The sequence below is a fragment of the Pseudomonas ovata genome, assembly GCF_003131185.1.
GTDB lineage: Bacteria > Pseudomonadota > Gammaproteobacteria > Pseudomonadales > Pseudomonadaceae > Aquipseudomonas > Aquipseudomonas ovata.
In genome coordinates, this window is sequence record NZ_QFFU01000018.1 from 14,473 (window position 1) to 30,999 (window position 16,527).

Here is a 16,527-nt window from a genome sequence, read left to right on the forward strand (position 1 = left end):
GATATTTTCAATGCTCGCCAGAGTCCATTCTCTTCAGGCCTTTTGTCTCAAGTTTATCAACAATAAAACACTTCAACTTATGGCGAATTGGATCCTTTTTAAAAGTTATGCATGCATTGAATCATGCACTATTTAAAGGCATCAGATGTCATACGTTACTGCACGTTTATCTGTACGCGGCCAGTGCCTTGACCCTTGGCCTTCGATACCGGCTTCACATCGCGCTACAGAAACCCCCGCACCCTCGCTATGATCAAGCCTCCCCGCGCCCACAGGCGGCTTACCACAAGGATGTCCCATGTTGCGGCCCTCGCTACTGTTCCTGACCCTGGCACTCAGCCCTGCCTGGTTCCCCGCCCACGCCGCCGACAAGACCGAGCGCCGCTGCGGCTGGTTCGAGAAACCGTCACTGGGCAACATCACACTCACCGACCGGGACGGCACCTGGGAAATCGCCAGGCAAGGCGGCCATCAGGCCAGGGGCGAGTTGCCGCTTTTTGCGGATGACCAGTGGATCCGCAACAACGGCCACTATGGGTACAGCTGTGCCTGCGTGACCGCCAGTGTCGATGTCGCGAACCGTCGCCTGGACAACCTCACCCAGGCCACCGCACGCCCGCTGGCCGCCTGCCGCAACGATGCCGCCTTGCACGAGCCAGCCAATCCGCTGGCGGCGGCGCCGATGACGCTCAGGGCCTTGAAGACCTACCAGACCGATGGTTTCAGCTTTCGCTATCCGCATGGCTGGAAGGTCACTAGGGAGAACCAGTGCCTGAAACTCGATGAACCCTCCATGGCCAACAACGAGGAATACACCCTCAGCCTGTGCCTGCAACACGGCACGCTGGAACAGGCCGCCGACAGCCTGATCTTTTCTCTGGAAGACGGCGTCTGGATGCGCAATGCGGGCATGGACGAACCCAGCCCGGTGGATGTTATCCAGGGGCCGGGCTGGAAAGGTCTGCTGACCACTCAGACCTGTGGCGTCGGGGACCCGGAAACCGGCTTTCATGCCGCCGGCGGTACCTGCCTGATGGCGATTGTCTACACCGACTCCACACAGTTGCTGTTCGAAACCGTGGGGTATTACCAGAACTTCGAAACGATCGGCGCAATCATCCGGTCGGTGCGGTTCGACGCCGGGCAGTAGTGCCTTCCTGCCGGGACGGTGAAAAGCTGCCGGCAGCCCTGCGGTACTGGCTGGCCTGATGCTCCGCAGGACGCTGTGGTTATGGCTGCCCTTCGGGCCTTTCGTTCTTCAACAGCTTGAACCGCAGCTGCGCCTCTTGCGAGGAGGCGCGGTCCAGGTGCCCGACCCGCTCCCACCAGTACGCCAGCATGGCTTCGTCCGGGCAGAAGTAGCCGATTTCCTTGGGACCGATCTTGCGAATCGTGCGGTTGACCTGGGCATCGAAACCGGCCGCTTCCTGCGTATTGGCGGGCAAGACGCCGATGTCTTCAAGCATCAGGTCAAAATGGAACAGCGCCTGGTTGATATGGCTCTGCACACTGCGGTCGCTGCGGGCGAAGATCTGGAACTGGTCGTGCGACTGCATGAAACGCGTGATCACACCGGCATGTTCATCCTCGCGCAGCAGGCCCAGCATGATGCCCAGCGTCATCATCTGGTTGAGCAGCCGCTCGACGAATTGCTGGAGAAAGCCGGCCAGGTCGGCACGCTTGATATCGGTAAAGACCATGGCATAGCGCGTGGGCATGTGCATGACCATCAGCACCGGCTTGCGCTTGCGGGTGACGCAGTGCACTTGCCACTGGTCCTGCGGCAGGGGACGGCCGTCGGCATCGTTGAAGGCGTCGTCTTGCCATTTCTTGGAGGGCGCGGGCTGCACTGGCGTGACGGTCGAGCCCTTGACCTTGCGGGTGAAAAAATCACAGGCAGCCTGTGTGCAGTTCAGTACGAGCATGGGGCGCGCGGCTCCAGGAGGGGATGACCGGCTCAGAATGCCTGAAAACAGCGGCTGGGTGGTACTGGGACTGATTCTGGTTGGCGTCTTTGGTGCGATATACAGAAACCGAATCCAAAATCCCGTGTTTACACAATCCTGTGGGACCGAGCAAATACTGACGGTCAGGTGTTGAATGTAACGGTCCTTTCGCGACCGCTGGTCGCTCCTACGGGATGGGTGCCGTGCGCTGAATAGGCGTTCGACACGGCATTAGTGTAGGAGCGACCAACGGTCGCGAATGCAGGGTATCAGCCACCAAAGACGCCGAATCGAGCGCTGCCCTATTCAGCCGCCCGGGCCGTGGCGATGCCTTGTTTGGCGGCCCACAGGCCGATGTCTTCCTTGCGGATCGCCGCCGCCATCAGCGCCGGGAACTGGTCGGGGCTGCAGGCGAACGAGGGTACGCCCAGCGCGGCGAGCTTGGCGGCCAGGTCGGCGTCGTAGAACGGGCGGCCTTCGTCGCTCAGCGCCAGCAGGGTAATGACCTGAACGCCCGAGGCCACCAGCTCGGCGGCGCGTTGCAGCAGGTTCTTTTCCACGCCGCCTTCATAAAGGTCGGAGATCAGCACCATGATGGTGTTGCGCGGTTCGCGGATCAGGCTCTGGCAGTAGCCGACGGCACGGTTGATGTCGGTGCCGCCGCCCAGTTGCACGCCGAACAGCAAGTCGACCGGGTCATCGAGCTGCTCGGTCATGTCGACCACGGCGGTGTCGAACACCACCAGGTGCGTGGTGACCGCCGGCAGCGAGGCCATTACCGCGCCGAAGATGCTCGAATAGACCACCGAGGCGGCCATCGAGCCGCTCTGGTCGATGCACAGGATGATGTCGCGCTGGCTGCGCTGGGACTTGCGTCCGTAACCGATCAGCGTCTGCGGGACGATGGTCTGGTACTCCTCCTGCCAGTGACGCAGGTTGGCGCGGATGGTGCGGTTCCAGTCGATCTCGGCGTAGCGCGGGCGGTTGTTGCGCACCGCACGGTTGAGCGCGCCGCTGACCGCGCTGCGCATCGGCTCTTCCAGGCGTTTGATCAATTCGTCGACCACCTTGCGCACCACCATGCGCGCGGTCTCTTTGGTTTCGGCCGGGATCACCCCCGACAGCGACACCAGCGAGGCCACCAGGTGCACGTCGGGCTGCACCAGTTCAAGCATTTCCGGTTGCAGCAGCATGTTCTTGAGGTTCAGGCGTTCCAGAGCGTCCTTCTGCATCACCTGCACGACCTGGGTGGGGAAGTACTTGCGGATATCGCCCAGCCAGCGCGCGACCTTCGGCGATGACTTGGCGCTGCCACCGCGACGCAGGCCGCCCGGCCCGTCAGGGTCGTAGAGTGCGGTCAGGGCGGCGTCGATGTTCATCTGCGCGCTGTCCAGGCCGCAGTCGCCCAGGCTGGGCGCGGCCGCTTCGCCGAGCACCAGGCGCCAGCGTTGCAGGCGCGCCTGTTCGTCGTGTTGCGAGAGTTCGGTGTCGTCGTTCACGAAGACGCTCCATCGTGGGGTAGGCCCAGCAAGCGGCCAAGCAAGGGCACGGGGCGTGCCGCACGCTGCGCATCGATGCGTGCTGCCACCGGCACAGGCGCCGCGTCCTGCACCGGCCGCCGGGCACGCTCGCCCAGTTCACGGCGCTCGGCGGCCGAGAAGGTGCTGAAAGTGCGGCGCAGCAGCGCAATGATGCCGTCGAAGTGGTCCTTGCTCAGGGTCGCCAGCCAGCCGTCGACCATGGTCCACAGGCGTGGGTCGTGCATCAGGATCAGCGCGCTCTGGTCGAGGAAGCCCTCCAGCCAGCCGGCAGCGGCGGCGGGCTCGACGCTGCGTGACAGCGCCAGGGTCATGCGCGAGGCACTGGTGTCGACATCATCGACCCCGGCATCGAACAGCAACCGCGCCGCCTGCCCGGCCAGCAGGCCGTGAGTGGCGCCGAACACCGCCAGGCGCCCCAGGGCCTGTTGCCAGTCCTGGCTGCGGGCCGCGTCGTCGAGCAGGCGAATGGCGGCGTCGGCCTTGCCGATACGCTCGCGCATGGCCGTGGCGGCGTCATCGTCCAGTGACGCACAGGCCGGGGCCAGGCCGATGGCGGCGCGGGCGATCAGGCCGTCGAGTACATGACGCACCATGCCGGTGTCGGTCTGGCGCACGTTGCCGTAGCGCGCAATGCGCGTCAGCGCCGGCACGGCATCAAGCAGTTGCGCCACATCGGTGGCCACCGAGGCCAGGTCTTCCAGGGCATGGGTGACCGGCTCCACCGCCTGTGGCAGGTTGGCCAGCAGCACCGTGTCGACCAGCGCCGACAGTTCGGGCAGCGACGTGGCGTCCTTGGCCTGGCCGATGGCGCGGGCACTGGCCGCGTCTTCGACGGTGCTGCCCCACTGGCTGGCCTCGATGATTGACACGGCCAGTTCCGGCTGCCATTGCAGGTTCCAGATTTCGTGGAAGGTGCCCTTGGCCGAGACGCCGGTCCGCGCCAGCTCGCCCCAGCCGATGCCGAGGATCGCCAGGCGGTGCAGCAGGTGGCTGCGCGCCAGGTCGCTGGTTTCGCGCAGGTCAAGATCGAGGGTTTTCTGCGCAGCCTGGGGCTTCATGCGCAGGCTTTTCTGCAGTTGTTCCAGGTCGCGCTGCAACGGCACCGCGGGTACGTCGGGCGGCACGCCGCCCAACCGGTTACCGACAATCAGCCGGTCGCGGATCAGGCTCATCGGCGCGGCGTCGCCCATGCACACGGTGGTCTGCAACGCCTCGAAGAGTTCTTCAAGGCCGGGGGCAGGCCGCTCGCGCATGGCGGCCAGGGCATCGGCCAGGCGTGTGGCTTCGATGATGTGCGCTGACGAACAATCCAGCCCGTCATCGCGAAACAGCCGGGCGGCGCGAGCCAGCCAGGTAACGGCGCGCTGGCTGCTGTCGGTCTCGTTCCACAGGTGTGCATACCAGGCCGGGGCATCGACGCCGGCGCCATAGCCGCTGGCGCTGCTCAGGTTGCGGTAGGTCCACGGCGCCCAGGTGGCGGCCACCTTGAGCTTGGGCAGGCCCTTGAGCAGGTCGTTGTCGAGCTTGGCAGCCGGCATCGTTGCCAACGCCGGCACGTGCCAGGCGCCGCAGACCACGGCAATGCGCTGGTAGCCGTCCTTGAGCGCCTGGCGCAGGCACTTGCGCATATGCGCCTCGCGCAACGCTTCGCGGCGCACGTAGTACGGCGAACGCTCGGCCGGGGCCTGTTCACGCAGCGCCTGCATGGCTTCGGCGATGGCGGCGAACAATTGCTCGCCGTCGCAGCGCTCTTCGACCATGTGGTTCCACCAGCTTTCGCCATCGGCGTAGCCGGCGGCGCGACCCAGCCAGCCCAGAGGGTCGTGGGTCAACTCATGTTCGGGGATTTCTTCGCCGACGGCGGTGCCGTCAGCTTCGGCAAAGTCGGCGGCCTCCAGTTCGACCACGACCGTTTCATCCTCCTCGGTCGTTTCATCACCCTCGCTCGCTTCGACCGCCTCAGCCGCCTCGGCTTGTGCCTGCTGCTCTTCGCGCCAGGCCTTTTCCAGAGCGAACTGGTGGGTGGCCGGCAGGTCGATGAAGCGCGTGGGGATGTTCTGGCCCAGCGCATAGCGCAGCGCCTGCCACTCCGGAGAGAATTCGGCGAACGGGTAGAACGCCGACTGGCGCGGGTCGCCCTCGGCGTGCACCAGCAGCGCCACTGGCGGCTGCATCGCTTCGCTGAGCACGAACGGCAGGACCGCCTCGGCGTCGGGCGGGCCTTCGATCAGCAGGCAGTCGGGTTGCAGGGTGTGCAGCGCCTGCAACAGGCTGCGGGCACAGCCTGGGCCATGGTGGCGGATGCCAAACAGGTGGATCGCGTCGGACATGCGCGATTACTCGATCTCGCGGCAAGCGCGATACAGGTCTTTCCACTCGCTGCGTTCCTTGACCACGGTTTCCAGGTACTCGCGCCACACCACCGCGTCCTGCACCGGGTCCTTGATCACCGCCCCCACGATGCTGGCCGCCACATCACGGGCGTGCAGCGTGCCGTCACCAAAATAAGCCGACAATGCCATGCCGTTGTTGATCACCGAGATCGCCTCGGCGCTCGACAGCGTGCCGCTGGGCGACTTGAGCTTGGCCTTGCCGTCTTCGGTCAGGCCGTTGCGCAGCTCGCGGAAAATCTGCACCACGCGGCGCACCTCGGCCAGGGCCGGCGGCTGGGCCGGCAGCTCCAGCGAGCGGCCCATTTCGGCCACGCGCTTGGTGACGATGTTCACTTCTTCCGCTTCGCTGGACGGCACCGGCAGGATCACCGTGTTGAAGCGGCGCTTGAGCGCCGACGACAGCTCGTTGACGCCCTTGTCGCGGTTGTTGGCCGTGGCGATGACATTGAAGCCACGCACCGCCTGAATCTCGGTGCCCAGTTCCGGCACCGGCAGGGATTTCTCCGACAACAGGGTGATCAGGGTGTCCTGCACGTCGGCCGGGATACGGGTCAGTTCTTCGATGCGGGCGGTCTTGCCGCGCTCCATCGCCCGCACCAGCGGGCTTTCGACCACCGCCTCACGCGACGGCCCCTTGGCCAGCAACTGGGCGTAGTTCCAGCCGTAGCGCATCTGCTCGTCGCTGGTGCCGGCGGTGCCTTGCACGATCAGGGTCGAGTCGTTGCTGATGGCTGCCGCTAGGTGCTCGGACACCCAAGACTTGGCGGTGCCCGGTACGCCGTACAGCAACAGGGCGCGGTCGGTGGCCAGGGTCGCCACGGCGGTTTCGATCAGGCGACGGCTGCCGATGTACTTGGCGCTGACTTCAAAGCCGTTTTCCAGCTTGCCGCCCAGCAGGTAGGTGACCACCGCCCAAGGCGACATTTCCCAGTTGGTGGGGCGTTGGCGGGTGTCCTGTTTGCGCAGTTCATCGAGCTCTTCGGCGAATTGCTGTTCGGCGTGCTGGCGCAGTACTGAGCTGGTCATTGATCGGTCCGTTTCAATCGAGAAGGGTCTGCAGGTGTTCGCGCAGGTTCAGGGTGTTGTGCCAGTCATGCAGGGCTTCGCTCTGGTGACGGTGCAGGGCCTCGTCATCCGGCCAGCCCTGGCGGGCTTGCGCGAAAAGCTCGGGCGGCAGCAACGTGGCGAAGTCGCGCAGGTTATGGCGCAGGTTGTAGTCGTAGACGCTGCGCGGCAAGGCGATGCCGATGCGCAGGTGCGGCAGCAATTGCTCGCAAAAGGCGGTGCCGGGCCGGCTCTGCACCGGGATGGCGGCCAGGATCTGGGCCAGCAACTCGGACAGGCTCAGCGAATTGCGGTCTTCAATATGGTGCGCCAGGCGCAGCCAGTGGCCTTCGCGCTCGGGCACCGGCAGCAGCGCGATCAGCGGCTGGCTGTCGAGGAAGCAGCGCGCCAGACGAAGGCCGGTCGCAGAGATGCGGTCCAGCAGCGCGGCGGCCCACTCGGCATCGCCTTCGCGCAACGTGGACTGGTACCAGCCGCGAATCAGGGCTTCGTCCCAGTCGCTGCGGCCGGCGGCGGCAATCCAGTCGTGCGGGGTCAGGCCCTGGTGATCGCGCCAGGTCTGCAGCGGCGCGGCGGCCACCACCTGGTACAGCCACCAGGCGCGCTGGCCGAGGCCTTCGCCGTTGGGCACGGCTTCTTCAATCTGGTCGTCCTTGCCGTTGTCGAAAAACGCCTGGGGCGGTTCGATCTGCACGGTCGGGGCGTTGTTGCCCGAATGGGTCAGGCGCTTGAACAGGCCCTTGAGGCCACCCGGTTCGGCCGCCGCCGGGGTCACGTTGACGCACAGGGCCAGGCGCGCGGCCATGCGCCGGCGATAGGCCGAATCCGGCAGGTCCATCAGCAACTCGGCGGCCACGCGGCGCACCTCTTTGCTGCGGTCGCGGCTCCACTCGTCCAGCAGTGGTTCGTCATCGGCACTCAGGCCGGTGGCCAGGGCGGCGAGCAAGGCGCTGCGCTCGCGGGCATCGAAATCCTTGCGGCCCGCCACCAACAGCTCGCGGGCGGCGACCGGGTCCTGTTCGCGCAGGGCGCTGAGGTAAACCTGGCGTTGTTCAAGGCTGCCCAGCGACCAGATCTCGTCGTTCAGGGCCTCGCGGCGGTCGATGGCCTGAACCTGCCAGGCCGGGTTGCGCTCGGCCAGCCAGCGGCCGCGCTCGCCCAGCACCGGCGCGAGCAGGCTGCGCAGGTACGCGTCACGGCGAGCCCGATCCAGCAGCTCGGGCAACAGTGACGGCGGCAGGCGCAACTGGCGCTGCGCCAGTTGCAACAGGGTCAACTGGCCAAGGCGCGGGTAGCCTTCGGCAAGCATCTGGCTCAGTACGCCGAAGCTTTGCTCGGGCGGCAGGGCCAGGGTGTCTTCCGGGGCCGGCGCGGCGGCCGCCGTGATGGCCTCGGGGGCCAGCCAGCCGGCGTGCTGGCACATGTCGAGCACCGCCGCACTGCGCAGCAGGCGCGCTTCGTCGCTGGCCGAGTCGCGGGCAATGGCGTCGAGCAAGGGGCCGATAGGGCCTTCGACAGCCAGCGGCGCCAGCGCCTGCTTGCGGGTGCCCAGCAGGGCGGTGACCGCCAGGGGTTCGAGCAGGCTCATGCAATTGTCTCCCGTGAGGACCACACCAGCGTCTGGCCCTGCCAGGCCGTCAGCGGTTGCAGGTAGCTGCCGTCGACACCCTGGTGCCACTCGCTGAATACCCGCAGCGCCCGGCCACCGGCCACGGCGCACAGCATCCAGCCGTCACGCTTGTCCATCTCCAGCGGCACCTGGCTGTCGCCCTCGGGCCCGGAAATGCGCAGCATCCAGCCCAAGTGTGGGTCAAGTTCGGGCGTGCCGTCGTCGATGCTCATCGGTTGTGGGGTTTGCCAGGGGTTGGCGGCCAGCGCCGTGGCCAGGGTGTTGAAGGCGTCGTGTGCCGGGCAAGGCGAGGTCTGTACGGACGGTTCGACCAAGGTGGGCGTGGCGGCCAGTACCGCACGTTGCGGCCAGGCACCGGGGTAAAAGGCCAGTTCGGCGCTGATCACCGAGTCGGTGACGAACACCTGCTCGAACTGCCGCGAGCCATGGGCGTAGTCCTGCAGCAGCGCCATGCGGCCGCTGTTCAGGCCACGCAGCCAGACCCGGCGCATCAGCAGGCGGTCTTCTTCCTCGACGTACTGCCCTTGTACATGCCATTGATCGACACACGCCTCGCCCTGCCCCAGCACGTCGTCCTTGCTCAGCGGCAAGCCCAGGGCCTGGGACAGGTCGGTACGCTCGGCGGCGGGCAGGCTGTCGAGACGGCGAAAGCCGTCGATCATCAATTGCAGGCGCCCGAACGCACCGAGCAGGCGCAACGGCCAGTCGACGCCATCGACCACACCACTGCCGGGCACGCCGGCCAGCGGGCGCAAGCGGTAGGCCACGCCGGGCAACTGGGCGTCGACCATGCGCGCGGCCAGTTGCTCGAAGGCGCCTTCGTTGCCGATCAGCGTGGCCAGCCCCTGGGTGACCTGGTCCTGCAACCAGCGCTCCAGCTCATCGAGCCCGGCCTGCATGCGTTGCAGGCGCTTGGCCGAGACGGCGGCATCGTCGGTACGCTTGACGGTCGGGGCCTCGGCCTTTTTCTGCTCCTGCTTTTCGGCACGCTGCTGGCGGCTTTGCAGCCACTCGCCGACCCAGGCCGGCAGCTCGGTGTCGGTGAACGCCGAGCTTTGCTCGGCACGCAGCAATGCCAGGGCCAGGCCATGCTTGCAGGGGAATTTGCGGCTGGGGCAGCTGCACTTGAACGCCAGGGCTTCCAGGTCGATCTGGACCTGGTACGGCTTGCTGCCGCTGCCTTTGCACTCGCCCCACACGGCCCGCTCGTTGACGCCGAGGGTTTGCCATTTACTGAGGCTGAGCAGGCCCTGCGCCGCTTTGGCTGACGAGGCATCGGGTGCTTGCTGAAGAATGAGTTCGCGAGAAAACTGCATCAAGGCTTACTGGATTCCATTCGGTAAGGATGCCGATGATGGCATAAGCCGACATCACGGAAACCCTTTGAGGCCCAAAATGAGGAATCGTTCGCAATTCACCTGAATAGAATATCGGGCCAGCCCGCGACATCGGGTCAGTCACCCGGCCTGGGGCACCGGTTGCGCGGCGTGTTCTTCCAGCTGTTCACGCTCCAGCGTGGCCTGCACCAGTTCATCGGTGACGCGGATCTCGGCGCCCACCGGCGACATCTGCGTGGCCGCCTCGAACGGCGCGGTGGGGGTCGAGGCCGGGTGGACCTTGCGGCGCCAGATGAAGAACAACGCCATGGCGAGGTTCAGCACCACGAAGGACCAGAAAAAGCCGCTGTCACCGACATGCTTCATGGTCGGCGAAATGATCAGCGGGCTGATGGCCGAGCCCACCGAGTTGATCAGCAGCATGCCCTGGATCACCCGCACCAGCTCGCCGGCCGACACGGTGTCGGTCGCATGGCTGACCGCCACCGGGTACAGGGCAAAAACCCCGCCGCCAAGCAGGAACAGCAGCACCGCCAGCAACAGCATCGAGTCAGGCAGCATCAGGATCAGCACCGACAGCACCGCGCAGAACACGCTCAAGGCGATCAGCACTACCTGCCGGTCCTGGCGGTCGGACCAGCGCCCCACCGGGTATTGCAACAGCATCGCGCCGAGAATCACGCAGGCCATCAGGTAGCCGACCTGGGTGATGTTCATCCCGACCCGCTGCAGGTAGATCGGCAGCAGCGCGTACATGCCGGCAATCGCCACCCCTGAGCCAAAGGTGCCCAGCACACCGGTGGGCGTGATGCGCAACAGGTCCTGAGGCAGCAAGGGTTCGATATCGCCGACCTCGGGCGCCACGCGCGGCAGGATCACCATCGGCAGCACCGACAATGACGCCAGCATGCCGGCAATCATGAACGGCGCCGTCTCGCCCCAGGCATTGATCACGCCCAGTTGCAACTGGCCGAGCATGCCGGCGCCGTACAGCGCAATCATGTAGATCGCCAGCAGCCGGCCGCGCATCTTCTGGTCGCCCGACAACAGCAACCAGCTTTCCACCACCAGAAAGATGCCGACAATGGCCAGGCCGTTGACCAGGCGAAAGAAGAACCAGGCCCACGGGTCGAAGATCAGCCCCTGCAACAGGAACGTCACCGCCGTCAGCGAGGCAAAGCTGCTGTAGGCGCGGATATGGCCGATGCTTTTGATCAGCCGGTCACCGAACATCGCCCCCAGCGCCAGGCCGACGAAGTAGGACGACGAAACCAGGCCGATCATCGTGTCCGACACCCCGGCCGAGTCGAGCCGCAGGGACGTCAGGGAAGAAATGAAGCCATTACCCAGACTGACAATGAACAGGCCGATCAGCGGCCCCAGCACCAACGCCAACAATTTTCGCGACACGACACCCTCGGTATTCAACCAGCACTAATCGATGCAATTGTTTGATGGGGGCAGTCGGATGGAGGTCTTTCTGTCGACGATCTGGCAATTTCGCACCCGCAAATCGGGCGCGGATTCTACGGCGAGCAAGGGCCAAATGAAATCTGAAAACGACATGAAAAGCAGGCATTTTGTCGCAGGTAGATAAACGGTCGTGGTCAGGCACCCGATCCAGGGTTGTCATCCACCGGTGGGAGGGGGCTTTGTCCCGGGCGGCGATCCGACGATGAGGCCAGCAAGGCCCATACACCTGCTGCGCCTGACACACAGTCATCGCCAGCAGAGCTGTTTCCCACAATGTGTCAGGCATGAGATCCAGGTTTGTCATCATTCTGGATAACGCCTCAGGAGCACGGCGATCCCTTCCCCGCCTTCAACAGCACACTCAACTGCTGCGGGGGCTGGTGCACCAGCCCGGTCGGTGACTCGCACACGCGCTGGATGAAGTTGTCGCTGAACAGCAGCTTGCCGTGCACGAAGTGCTCGCCCGGCCTGAGGTTGGGGTTGTCGATGTGCGTGCCCAGGCGGCCGGCCAGCCAGGTGCCGGCTTCGTTGTGGCTGATCCAGCGTTCCTCGGCCAGTGACTGCAGCGCACCCGCCGGGGCATCACCGGCGACGACGATGACCGGCACGTCGCTGACTTCGGGCACCAGGTCGTTGTGGCCCCAGGCGCCGTTTTCGCCCAGGCGCTGGCCATGGTCGCCGGTGATGATCAGGTAGCGCTCGCCTTCGAGCCGGTCGAAGTCCTTGAGCACCTCGCCCAGCAGGCTGTCCAGGTAATGCACCGAATTGTCGTAGGCGTTGGCCTGGCCGTGCGGGCCGCTGTCGGGCCAGGGTCGCGGGGTGGCTTCATGGCGGTAGTTCCGGGCATAGGGCAAGTGCGCGGTGCGCAGGTTGAGCACCACGAAATTGCGCTCGGCCCAGCGTTGCTGGTCAAGAATGTCGAGCAGGGCCCGGTCCTGCTTTTGTACAAAGCGCAGCGGGTGATCTTCACGGGTGATCGACACATCCAGATAGCGGCTGCCCAGGTGCGCCAGCAGTTTCGATTCCTGCGACGAGATCCAGTGGGTACGAAACCCGGCCTGCTGTGCAAAGCGAAACAGATTGATCTGGCCATGGCGCAGCAAGGCATCCTGGCCCGGCTCGCGGATCGGGTTGAGCAGGTACGGCAGGCTCACGTCGGTGGCCACCCCCGCCGACACGCCGGGCCGCACCAGCGCATGGGGGTTGTCGCGCAAATAGGCTTGCAGTCGGGGCGTGGTGTCGCGGTCATAGCCGAACACCCCCAGCCGGTCGCTGCGCAGCGAGTCAGCCACCACCAGCCACACATGCCGCGCCGTGCTGGGCACTGCGGTCAGGGCGTACGGCGCATAGGCGGTCGGTGGCAAGACCGGTTCAGTGCGCCAGGCCAGGCGCACCGCCCAGGCCGAAAAAGCATTAAGGCTGTTGTGCAGGCCGCTGCGGCTGGCGCTGGCGACAAAGGCATCAAGGTTGCGATAGGTGGCGCGATGCGGCTTGGAAAGCAGCACCACGGCGATCAGCAGCAAGGCCCAGCGGCTGGCCGGCAGCGGCACACGACCCGGCAGGCGCAGGTGCAGCCACAACAAAATGCCATAGGGCAGCAGCACGCAGAGCAACGCCGGCCAGTGCCGGGCAAGACTGTGCCAGGCGGTCTGGCGGACCTCGGCGCCGTCGGCCAGCATCGACTGAATGTCGATGGCATTGAGCGGCTCGCCGAAGAAACTGATATTGGCCAGCTGCAGGGTCTGCATGCCGGCAAACATCACCAAAATCGCCGCCACCAGCCAGCGCAGGTTGCACAGCCACAACGCCAGGCTGAACAGCCACAGGGCCGCCACGTAGGACAGCTCGAGTTCGGCGCGGTTGTTGGCGGTGTATTGCTGCTGGAGAAAATCGTCGAGCAACAACAGGGCGCAGCTCAGGGTCGCCAGCGCCAGCAGCGTCAGCCACGGACGGGCGCCGCTGTGCGCAGGCGCGCGCAAGAGGTTCAGCAGCATGAAGAAATCCAGAAAAGATCAATGGTCGTCAGGGCTGGGCTTTTCAGGGCGCAAGCGGCGACGCCCGGTCAGCATCGACAGTGGCAGGTTCTCGCGCAGGCGCAGGCTTTCCAGCAACGCGGCACTCACGTGCACGGCCACCAGTGCCGCCAGGCTGTTGGCGATCCAGCGGTGCAGGTCCTGCGGCCAGTCGGCGCCCCACAGGGCATCGACTTCCTGCATCAGAAAACCGGTCAGCGCCAGCGCCCCCAGGGCGGTCATCATCAGCACCATCACCAGCGCGCCCAACGGCGAGTGCCCCAGGCGGTGGCTGTCACGGCCGTGACGCAAGGCGCCGAGGTGCGTGCGCAAGCGTGTGGGTGTGGGCCAGAAGTCAGCCCAGCGCGCACTCTGCGGGCCGATGAAGCCCCACACCACGCGCACCACCAGCCAGCCGGCAACGTAGTAGCCCAGCCAGGTGTGCCAGTCGTCACCGGCCTCATTGAAGAAATAGTTGGCGACGAATACCAGGGCCACCGACCCGTGAAACAGGCGCACCAGTGGATCCCACAGGCGGATCGTCGCCGCGTTCATCAGCTCTTGATCTCGGTCTTCACGGCCTTGCCGCTGACCGGGTCGTGGTAGATCTCGACCTTGCGCTTGTCCTTGTCGAAGCCGTAGATCTCGTAGCAGTTGCCGTCGGTGACCTTGAATTTGCTGATCTGGTAACCGGCCTCGCGCAGCTTGGCCTGGAAGGCTTCGGGGTCTTGCCAGGTGGCGCGGTCAGCGGTGGTGCATTGCGGGCCGGCATAGGCGCCGGCGCTGGCGAGCAGCAGGGTCGGGATCAGGGCGAAGCGCAGCAGGCGGGTCATGGGACGGGTCTCCGTTTGTTGGAAGCCCTAAGGTGCGGCGCCAAGCTTAATGAAGTCTTAATGAGTAACGCCCTGTAACATTTGCTTACTGCCAGGTAAGCGCCGAATCGCCATGATTGCGGCCTGCACACAGAGGGCACACGCATGCGCGTATTGCTGGTGGAAGATGATCGTGCGCTGGCCCAGGGCATCCGGGTCGCCCTGCGCGGCGAGGGCTATGTACTGGACTGGGTCGCCGATGGCCTGGAGGCCGAGCACGCCTTGCGCTGCGAAACCTTCGACCTGGTGCTGCTCGACCTCGGCCTGCCCCGGCGTGATGGCATCAGCCTGTTGCGCGGCATGCGCAGCCAGGCTGAAGGCAACGTGCCGGTGCTGATTCTCACCGCCCGCGACGCGGTGGCCGACCGCATTGCCGGCCTGGACGCCGGCGCCGACGATTACCTGGTCAAGCCGGTAGACCTCGATGAACTCAAGGCGCGTATCCGCGCCCTGCTGCGCCGCAGCCAGGGCCGTGCCCAGCCGCGCCTGGAACACGGCGGGGTCAGCCTGGACCCGGCCACCCAGGAGGTGTTCTACCAGGGCGCCTGCGTGGCCATGACGCCGATGGAATATCAGTTGCTGCACCAGTTGCTGGCCCGCCCCGGTGTGGTCGTCACCCGCGAACGGCTGAGCAACACCCTGTATGGCTGGCAGGAAAGCGGCCCCGGCAACACTCTGGAAGTGCTGATCCATAACCTGCGCAAGAAACTCGATGCCGGGCTGATCCGCACGGTGCGTGGGGTGGGTTATCTGGTGGAGCGCAGCGCGTGATTTCCATCCGCACGCGCATCCTGGCACCGACCCTGTTGCTGATGATCATCGGCAGCCTGACCCTGGTGCTGCTGGCCCTGCGCGACAGCCACCGGGAAATCGAAAACGTCTACGACGCGCAACTGGTGCAGGCCGCGCGACTGATGCAGGGCGTACTGCAACAAGCCCCCGCGCAACGCGACTGGAACGCCCTGGAAGCGGAGCTGGACAATGCGCTCAACCGCTCTGCGCAGGGCATTCTTTCGCACCCGTATGAAATGAACGTGGCCTTTCAGATCTGGTCGGCCGACGGCCGCCTGCTGCTGCGCTCCCGGCACGCCCCGGCCCTGGCCGAACCGCCTGCACCCGGCCTGCACGACCTGATGTACCAGGGCCAGGACTGGTGCGGGGTGTTGCTCGAAGACCCGACACTGGGCATCCGCATCTGGGCCGGTGAACGCGACGACCTGCGCCAGGACCTGATCCAGAAAATCGTCCACCACGCCTTGCTGCCGACCCTGATCGGCCTGCCGTTGCTGACGCTGCTGATCTGGGCCGTGCTGGGCTGGGGCCTGCGCCCGTTGCAGCGCCTGGCCCGGCAACTGCGCAATCGCCCGCACGACAGCCTGGAGCCATTGCCCAACCAGCCGCAGCCACCGGAGCTGGAACCGATGCGCTCGGCGCTGGACCACCTGCTGGGCCAGTTGCGCACGCAGCTGGAGCGCGAGCGACGCTTTATCGCCGACGCCGCGCATGAACTGCGCACGCCCCTGGCGATCCTCGACATCCATGTGCGCAATGCCCAGGCCGCCAGCGACCCGCGCGAGCGCGCCGAAGCGCTGGGCTTTCTGCAACAGGGCGTGGGCCGCATGACCCGCATCGCCAGCCAGTTGCTGACCATGGCGCGCCTGGAACCGGCCGCCCAGCCCAGCCAGCACTTGAACCTGACCGCCCTGATGCGTGAAGAACTGGCCGAGCTGACCCCGCTGGCGCTGCGCAAGAACGTCGAGCTGGTGCTGGACAGCGAAGATGACTGCCTGCTGCGCAGCGAACCGGCCGCGCTGACCATCATGGCGCAGAACCTGATCAGCAACGCCCTGGCCTTCGCACCGGCCGGCAGCGAGGTGCGCCTGCACCTGAGCCGCCACCCTGACCGGCACCTGCGCCTGCGGGTACTGGACCAGGGCCCGGGCGTGAGCGAAGCGGCCCTCGCCCGCCTGTGCGACCGCTTCTACAGCGCCGGCAACCCCGAAGGCGCCGGCCTGGGCCTGGCCATCGTCGACATGGTCTGCCGTCGACTGGGGCTGACCCTGACCTTTTCCAACCGCGCCCAGGGCGGGTTGTGCGTGGAGGTGGTGATTCCGGTGGCGGGCTGAAGGCAGCCTGCCTGTGAGCCTCATCGCCATGTATGACCGCGATTCAGGCGCTTTTCGCGTACTTGCCGACCAAGGCGGGTTGCAATGACTTCAGGGTCCATGTCATGGATACGTGACATATCGGGTGAGATG

General features: G+C 65.7%; 13 protein-coding genes. 3 read left to right on the forward strand and 10 right to left on the reverse strand.

Translation table 11 applies throughout. The annotated features are described in order from the left end of the window. Nucleotides 1–298: 298 nt before the first annotated feature. A complete protein-coding gene (locus DGA31_RS20520; protein WP_109513785.1) occupies nucleotides 299–1,150 on the forward strand; it encodes a DUF4087 domain-containing protein in 852 nt (283 codons plus the stop codon). Nucleotides 1,151–1,229: 79 nt separating this feature from the next. Here the strand turns inward: DGA31_RS20520 and DGA31_RS20525 are convergent, their stop codons facing one another. From DGA31_RS20525 to DGA31_RS20570, 10 genes are all read right to left on the reverse strand, one after another. Next, complete coding sequence (locus DGA31_RS20525; RefSeq protein WP_109513786.1) at nucleotides 1,230–1,925, reverse strand: DUF6933 domain-containing protein; 696 nt, start codon at nucleotides 1,923–1,925, stop codon at nucleotides 1,230–1,232. Nucleotides 1,926–2,248: 323 nt separating this feature from the next. Further along, the gene (locus DGA31_RS20530) at nucleotides 2,249–3,445 is read right to left on the reverse strand and encodes a VWA domain-containing protein (protein ID WP_056842103.1); all 1,197 of its coding nucleotides are present in this window, start codon (nucleotides 3,443–3,445) and stop codon (nucleotides 2,249–2,251) included. After that, nucleotides 3,442–5,817: a DUF5682 family protein gene (locus DGA31_RS20535; protein WP_109513787.1), complete on the reverse strand. Its 2,376-nt coding sequence runs from the start codon at nucleotides 5,815–5,817 to the stop codon at nucleotides 3,442–3,444. Before DGA31_RS20535 ends, DGA31_RS20530 begins: the two co-directional genes overlap by 4 nt. Nucleotides 5,818–5,823: 6 nt before the next feature. Beyond that, nucleotides 5,824–6,906 carry an ATP-binding protein gene (locus DGA31_RS20540; protein WP_056842101.1) on the reverse strand — a complete coding sequence of 361 codons (1,083 nt, stop codon included), beginning with the start codon at nucleotides 6,904–6,906 and terminating at the stop codon, nucleotides 5,824–5,826. 13 nt (nucleotides 6,907–6,919) lie between these two features. Then, the gene (locus DGA31_RS20545; protein WP_109513788.1) at nucleotides 6,920–8,533 is read right to left on the reverse strand and encodes a DUF5691 domain-containing protein; all 1,614 of its coding nucleotides are present in this window, start codon (nucleotides 8,531–8,533) and stop codon (nucleotides 6,920–6,922) included. After that, a complete protein-coding gene (locus DGA31_RS20550) occupies nucleotides 8,530–9,891 on the reverse strand; it encodes an SWIM zinc finger family protein (protein WP_109513789.1) in 1,362 nt (453 codons plus the stop codon). Before DGA31_RS20550 ends, DGA31_RS20545 begins: the two co-directional genes overlap by 4 nt. A 141-nt stretch (nucleotides 9,892–10,032) precedes the next feature. Next, nucleotides 10,033–11,322 carry an MFS transporter gene (locus DGA31_RS20555; protein WP_109513847.1) on the reverse strand — a complete coding sequence of 430 codons (1,290 nt, stop codon included), beginning with the start codon at nucleotides 11,320–11,322 and terminating at the stop codon, nucleotides 10,033–10,035. Between the two features lie 383 nt (nucleotides 11,323–11,705). Beyond that, nucleotides 11,706–13,379 carry a phosphoethanolamine transferase gene (locus tag DGA31_RS20560; RefSeq protein ID WP_109513790.1) on the reverse strand — a complete coding sequence of 558 codons (1,674 nt, stop codon included), beginning with the start codon at nucleotides 13,377–13,379 and terminating at the stop codon, nucleotides 11,706–11,708. Between the two features lie 18 nt (nucleotides 13,380–13,397). After that, complete coding sequence (locus DGA31_RS20565) at nucleotides 13,398–13,952, reverse strand: cytochrome b/b6 domain-containing protein (RefSeq protein ID WP_109513791.1); 555 nt, start codon at nucleotides 13,950–13,952, stop codon at nucleotides 13,398–13,400. After that, nucleotides 13,952–14,218 (reverse strand): PepSY domain-containing protein, encoded by a 267-nt coding sequence (locus DGA31_RS20570; protein WP_056842198.1) that lies wholly within the window; start codon nucleotides 14,216–14,218, stop codon nucleotides 13,952–13,954. The genes DGA31_RS20565 and DGA31_RS20570 overlap by 1 nt, the downstream gene beginning before the upstream one ends. Before the next feature lie 156 nt (nucleotides 14,219–14,374). On the opposite strand from DGA31_RS20570, the gene DGA31_RS20575 reads away from it, so the two are divergent. Together DGA31_RS20575 and DGA31_RS20580 are read left to right on the forward strand one after the other, a co-directional pair. Next, the gene (locus DGA31_RS20575) at nucleotides 14,375–15,040 is read left to right on the forward strand and encodes a response regulator (RefSeq protein ID WP_109513793.1); all 666 of its coding nucleotides are present in this window, start codon (nucleotides 14,375–14,377) and stop codon (nucleotides 15,038–15,040) included. Then, nucleotides 15,037–16,395, forward strand: a complete 1,359-nt coding sequence (locus DGA31_RS20580) for an ATP-binding protein (RefSeq protein ID WP_109513794.1) — start codon at nucleotides 15,037–15,039, stop codon at nucleotides 16,393–16,395. The genes DGA31_RS20575 and DGA31_RS20580 overlap by 4 nt, the downstream gene beginning before the upstream one ends. Nucleotides 16,396–16,527: the final 132 nt, after the last annotated feature.

Bases quoted from the DNA above. Each gene is read 5' to 3' on its own strand.
- DGA31_RS20535 (WP_109513787.1), bottom strand. From the start codon at position 5,817: ATGTCCGACGCGATCCACCTGTTTGGCATCCGCCACCATGGCCCAGGC.
- DGA31_RS20545 (WP_109513788.1), bottom strand. From the start codon at position 8,533: ATGAGCCTGCTCGAACCCCTGGCGGTCACCGCCCTGCTGGGCACCCGC.
- DGA31_RS20550 (WP_109513789.1), bottom strand. From the start codon at position 9,891: ATGCAGTTTTCTCGCGAACTCATTCTTCAGCAAGCACCCGATGCCTCG.
- DGA31_RS20540 (WP_056842101.1), bottom strand. From the start codon at position 6,906: ATGACCAGCTCAGTACTGCGCCAGCACGCCGAACAGCAATTCGCCGAA.
- DGA31_RS20575 (WP_109513793.1), top strand. From the start codon at position 14,375: ATGCGCGTATTGCTGGTGGAAGATGATCGTGCGCTGGCCCAGGGCATC.
- DGA31_RS20560 (WP_109513790.1), bottom strand. From the start codon at position 13,379: ATGCTGCTGAACCTCTTGCGCGCGCCTGCGCACAGCGGCGCCCGTCCG.
- DGA31_RS20520 (WP_109513785.1), top strand. From the start codon at position 299: ATGTTGCGGCCCTCGCTACTGTTCCTGACCCTGGCACTCAGCCCTGCC.
- DGA31_RS20565 (WP_109513791.1), bottom strand. From the start codon at position 13,952: ATGAACGCGGCGACGATCCGCCTGTGGGATCCACTGGTGCGCCTGTTT.
- DGA31_RS20525 (WP_109513786.1), bottom strand. From the start codon at position 1,925: ATGCTCGTACTGAACTGCACACAGGCTGCCTGTGATTTTTTCACCCGC.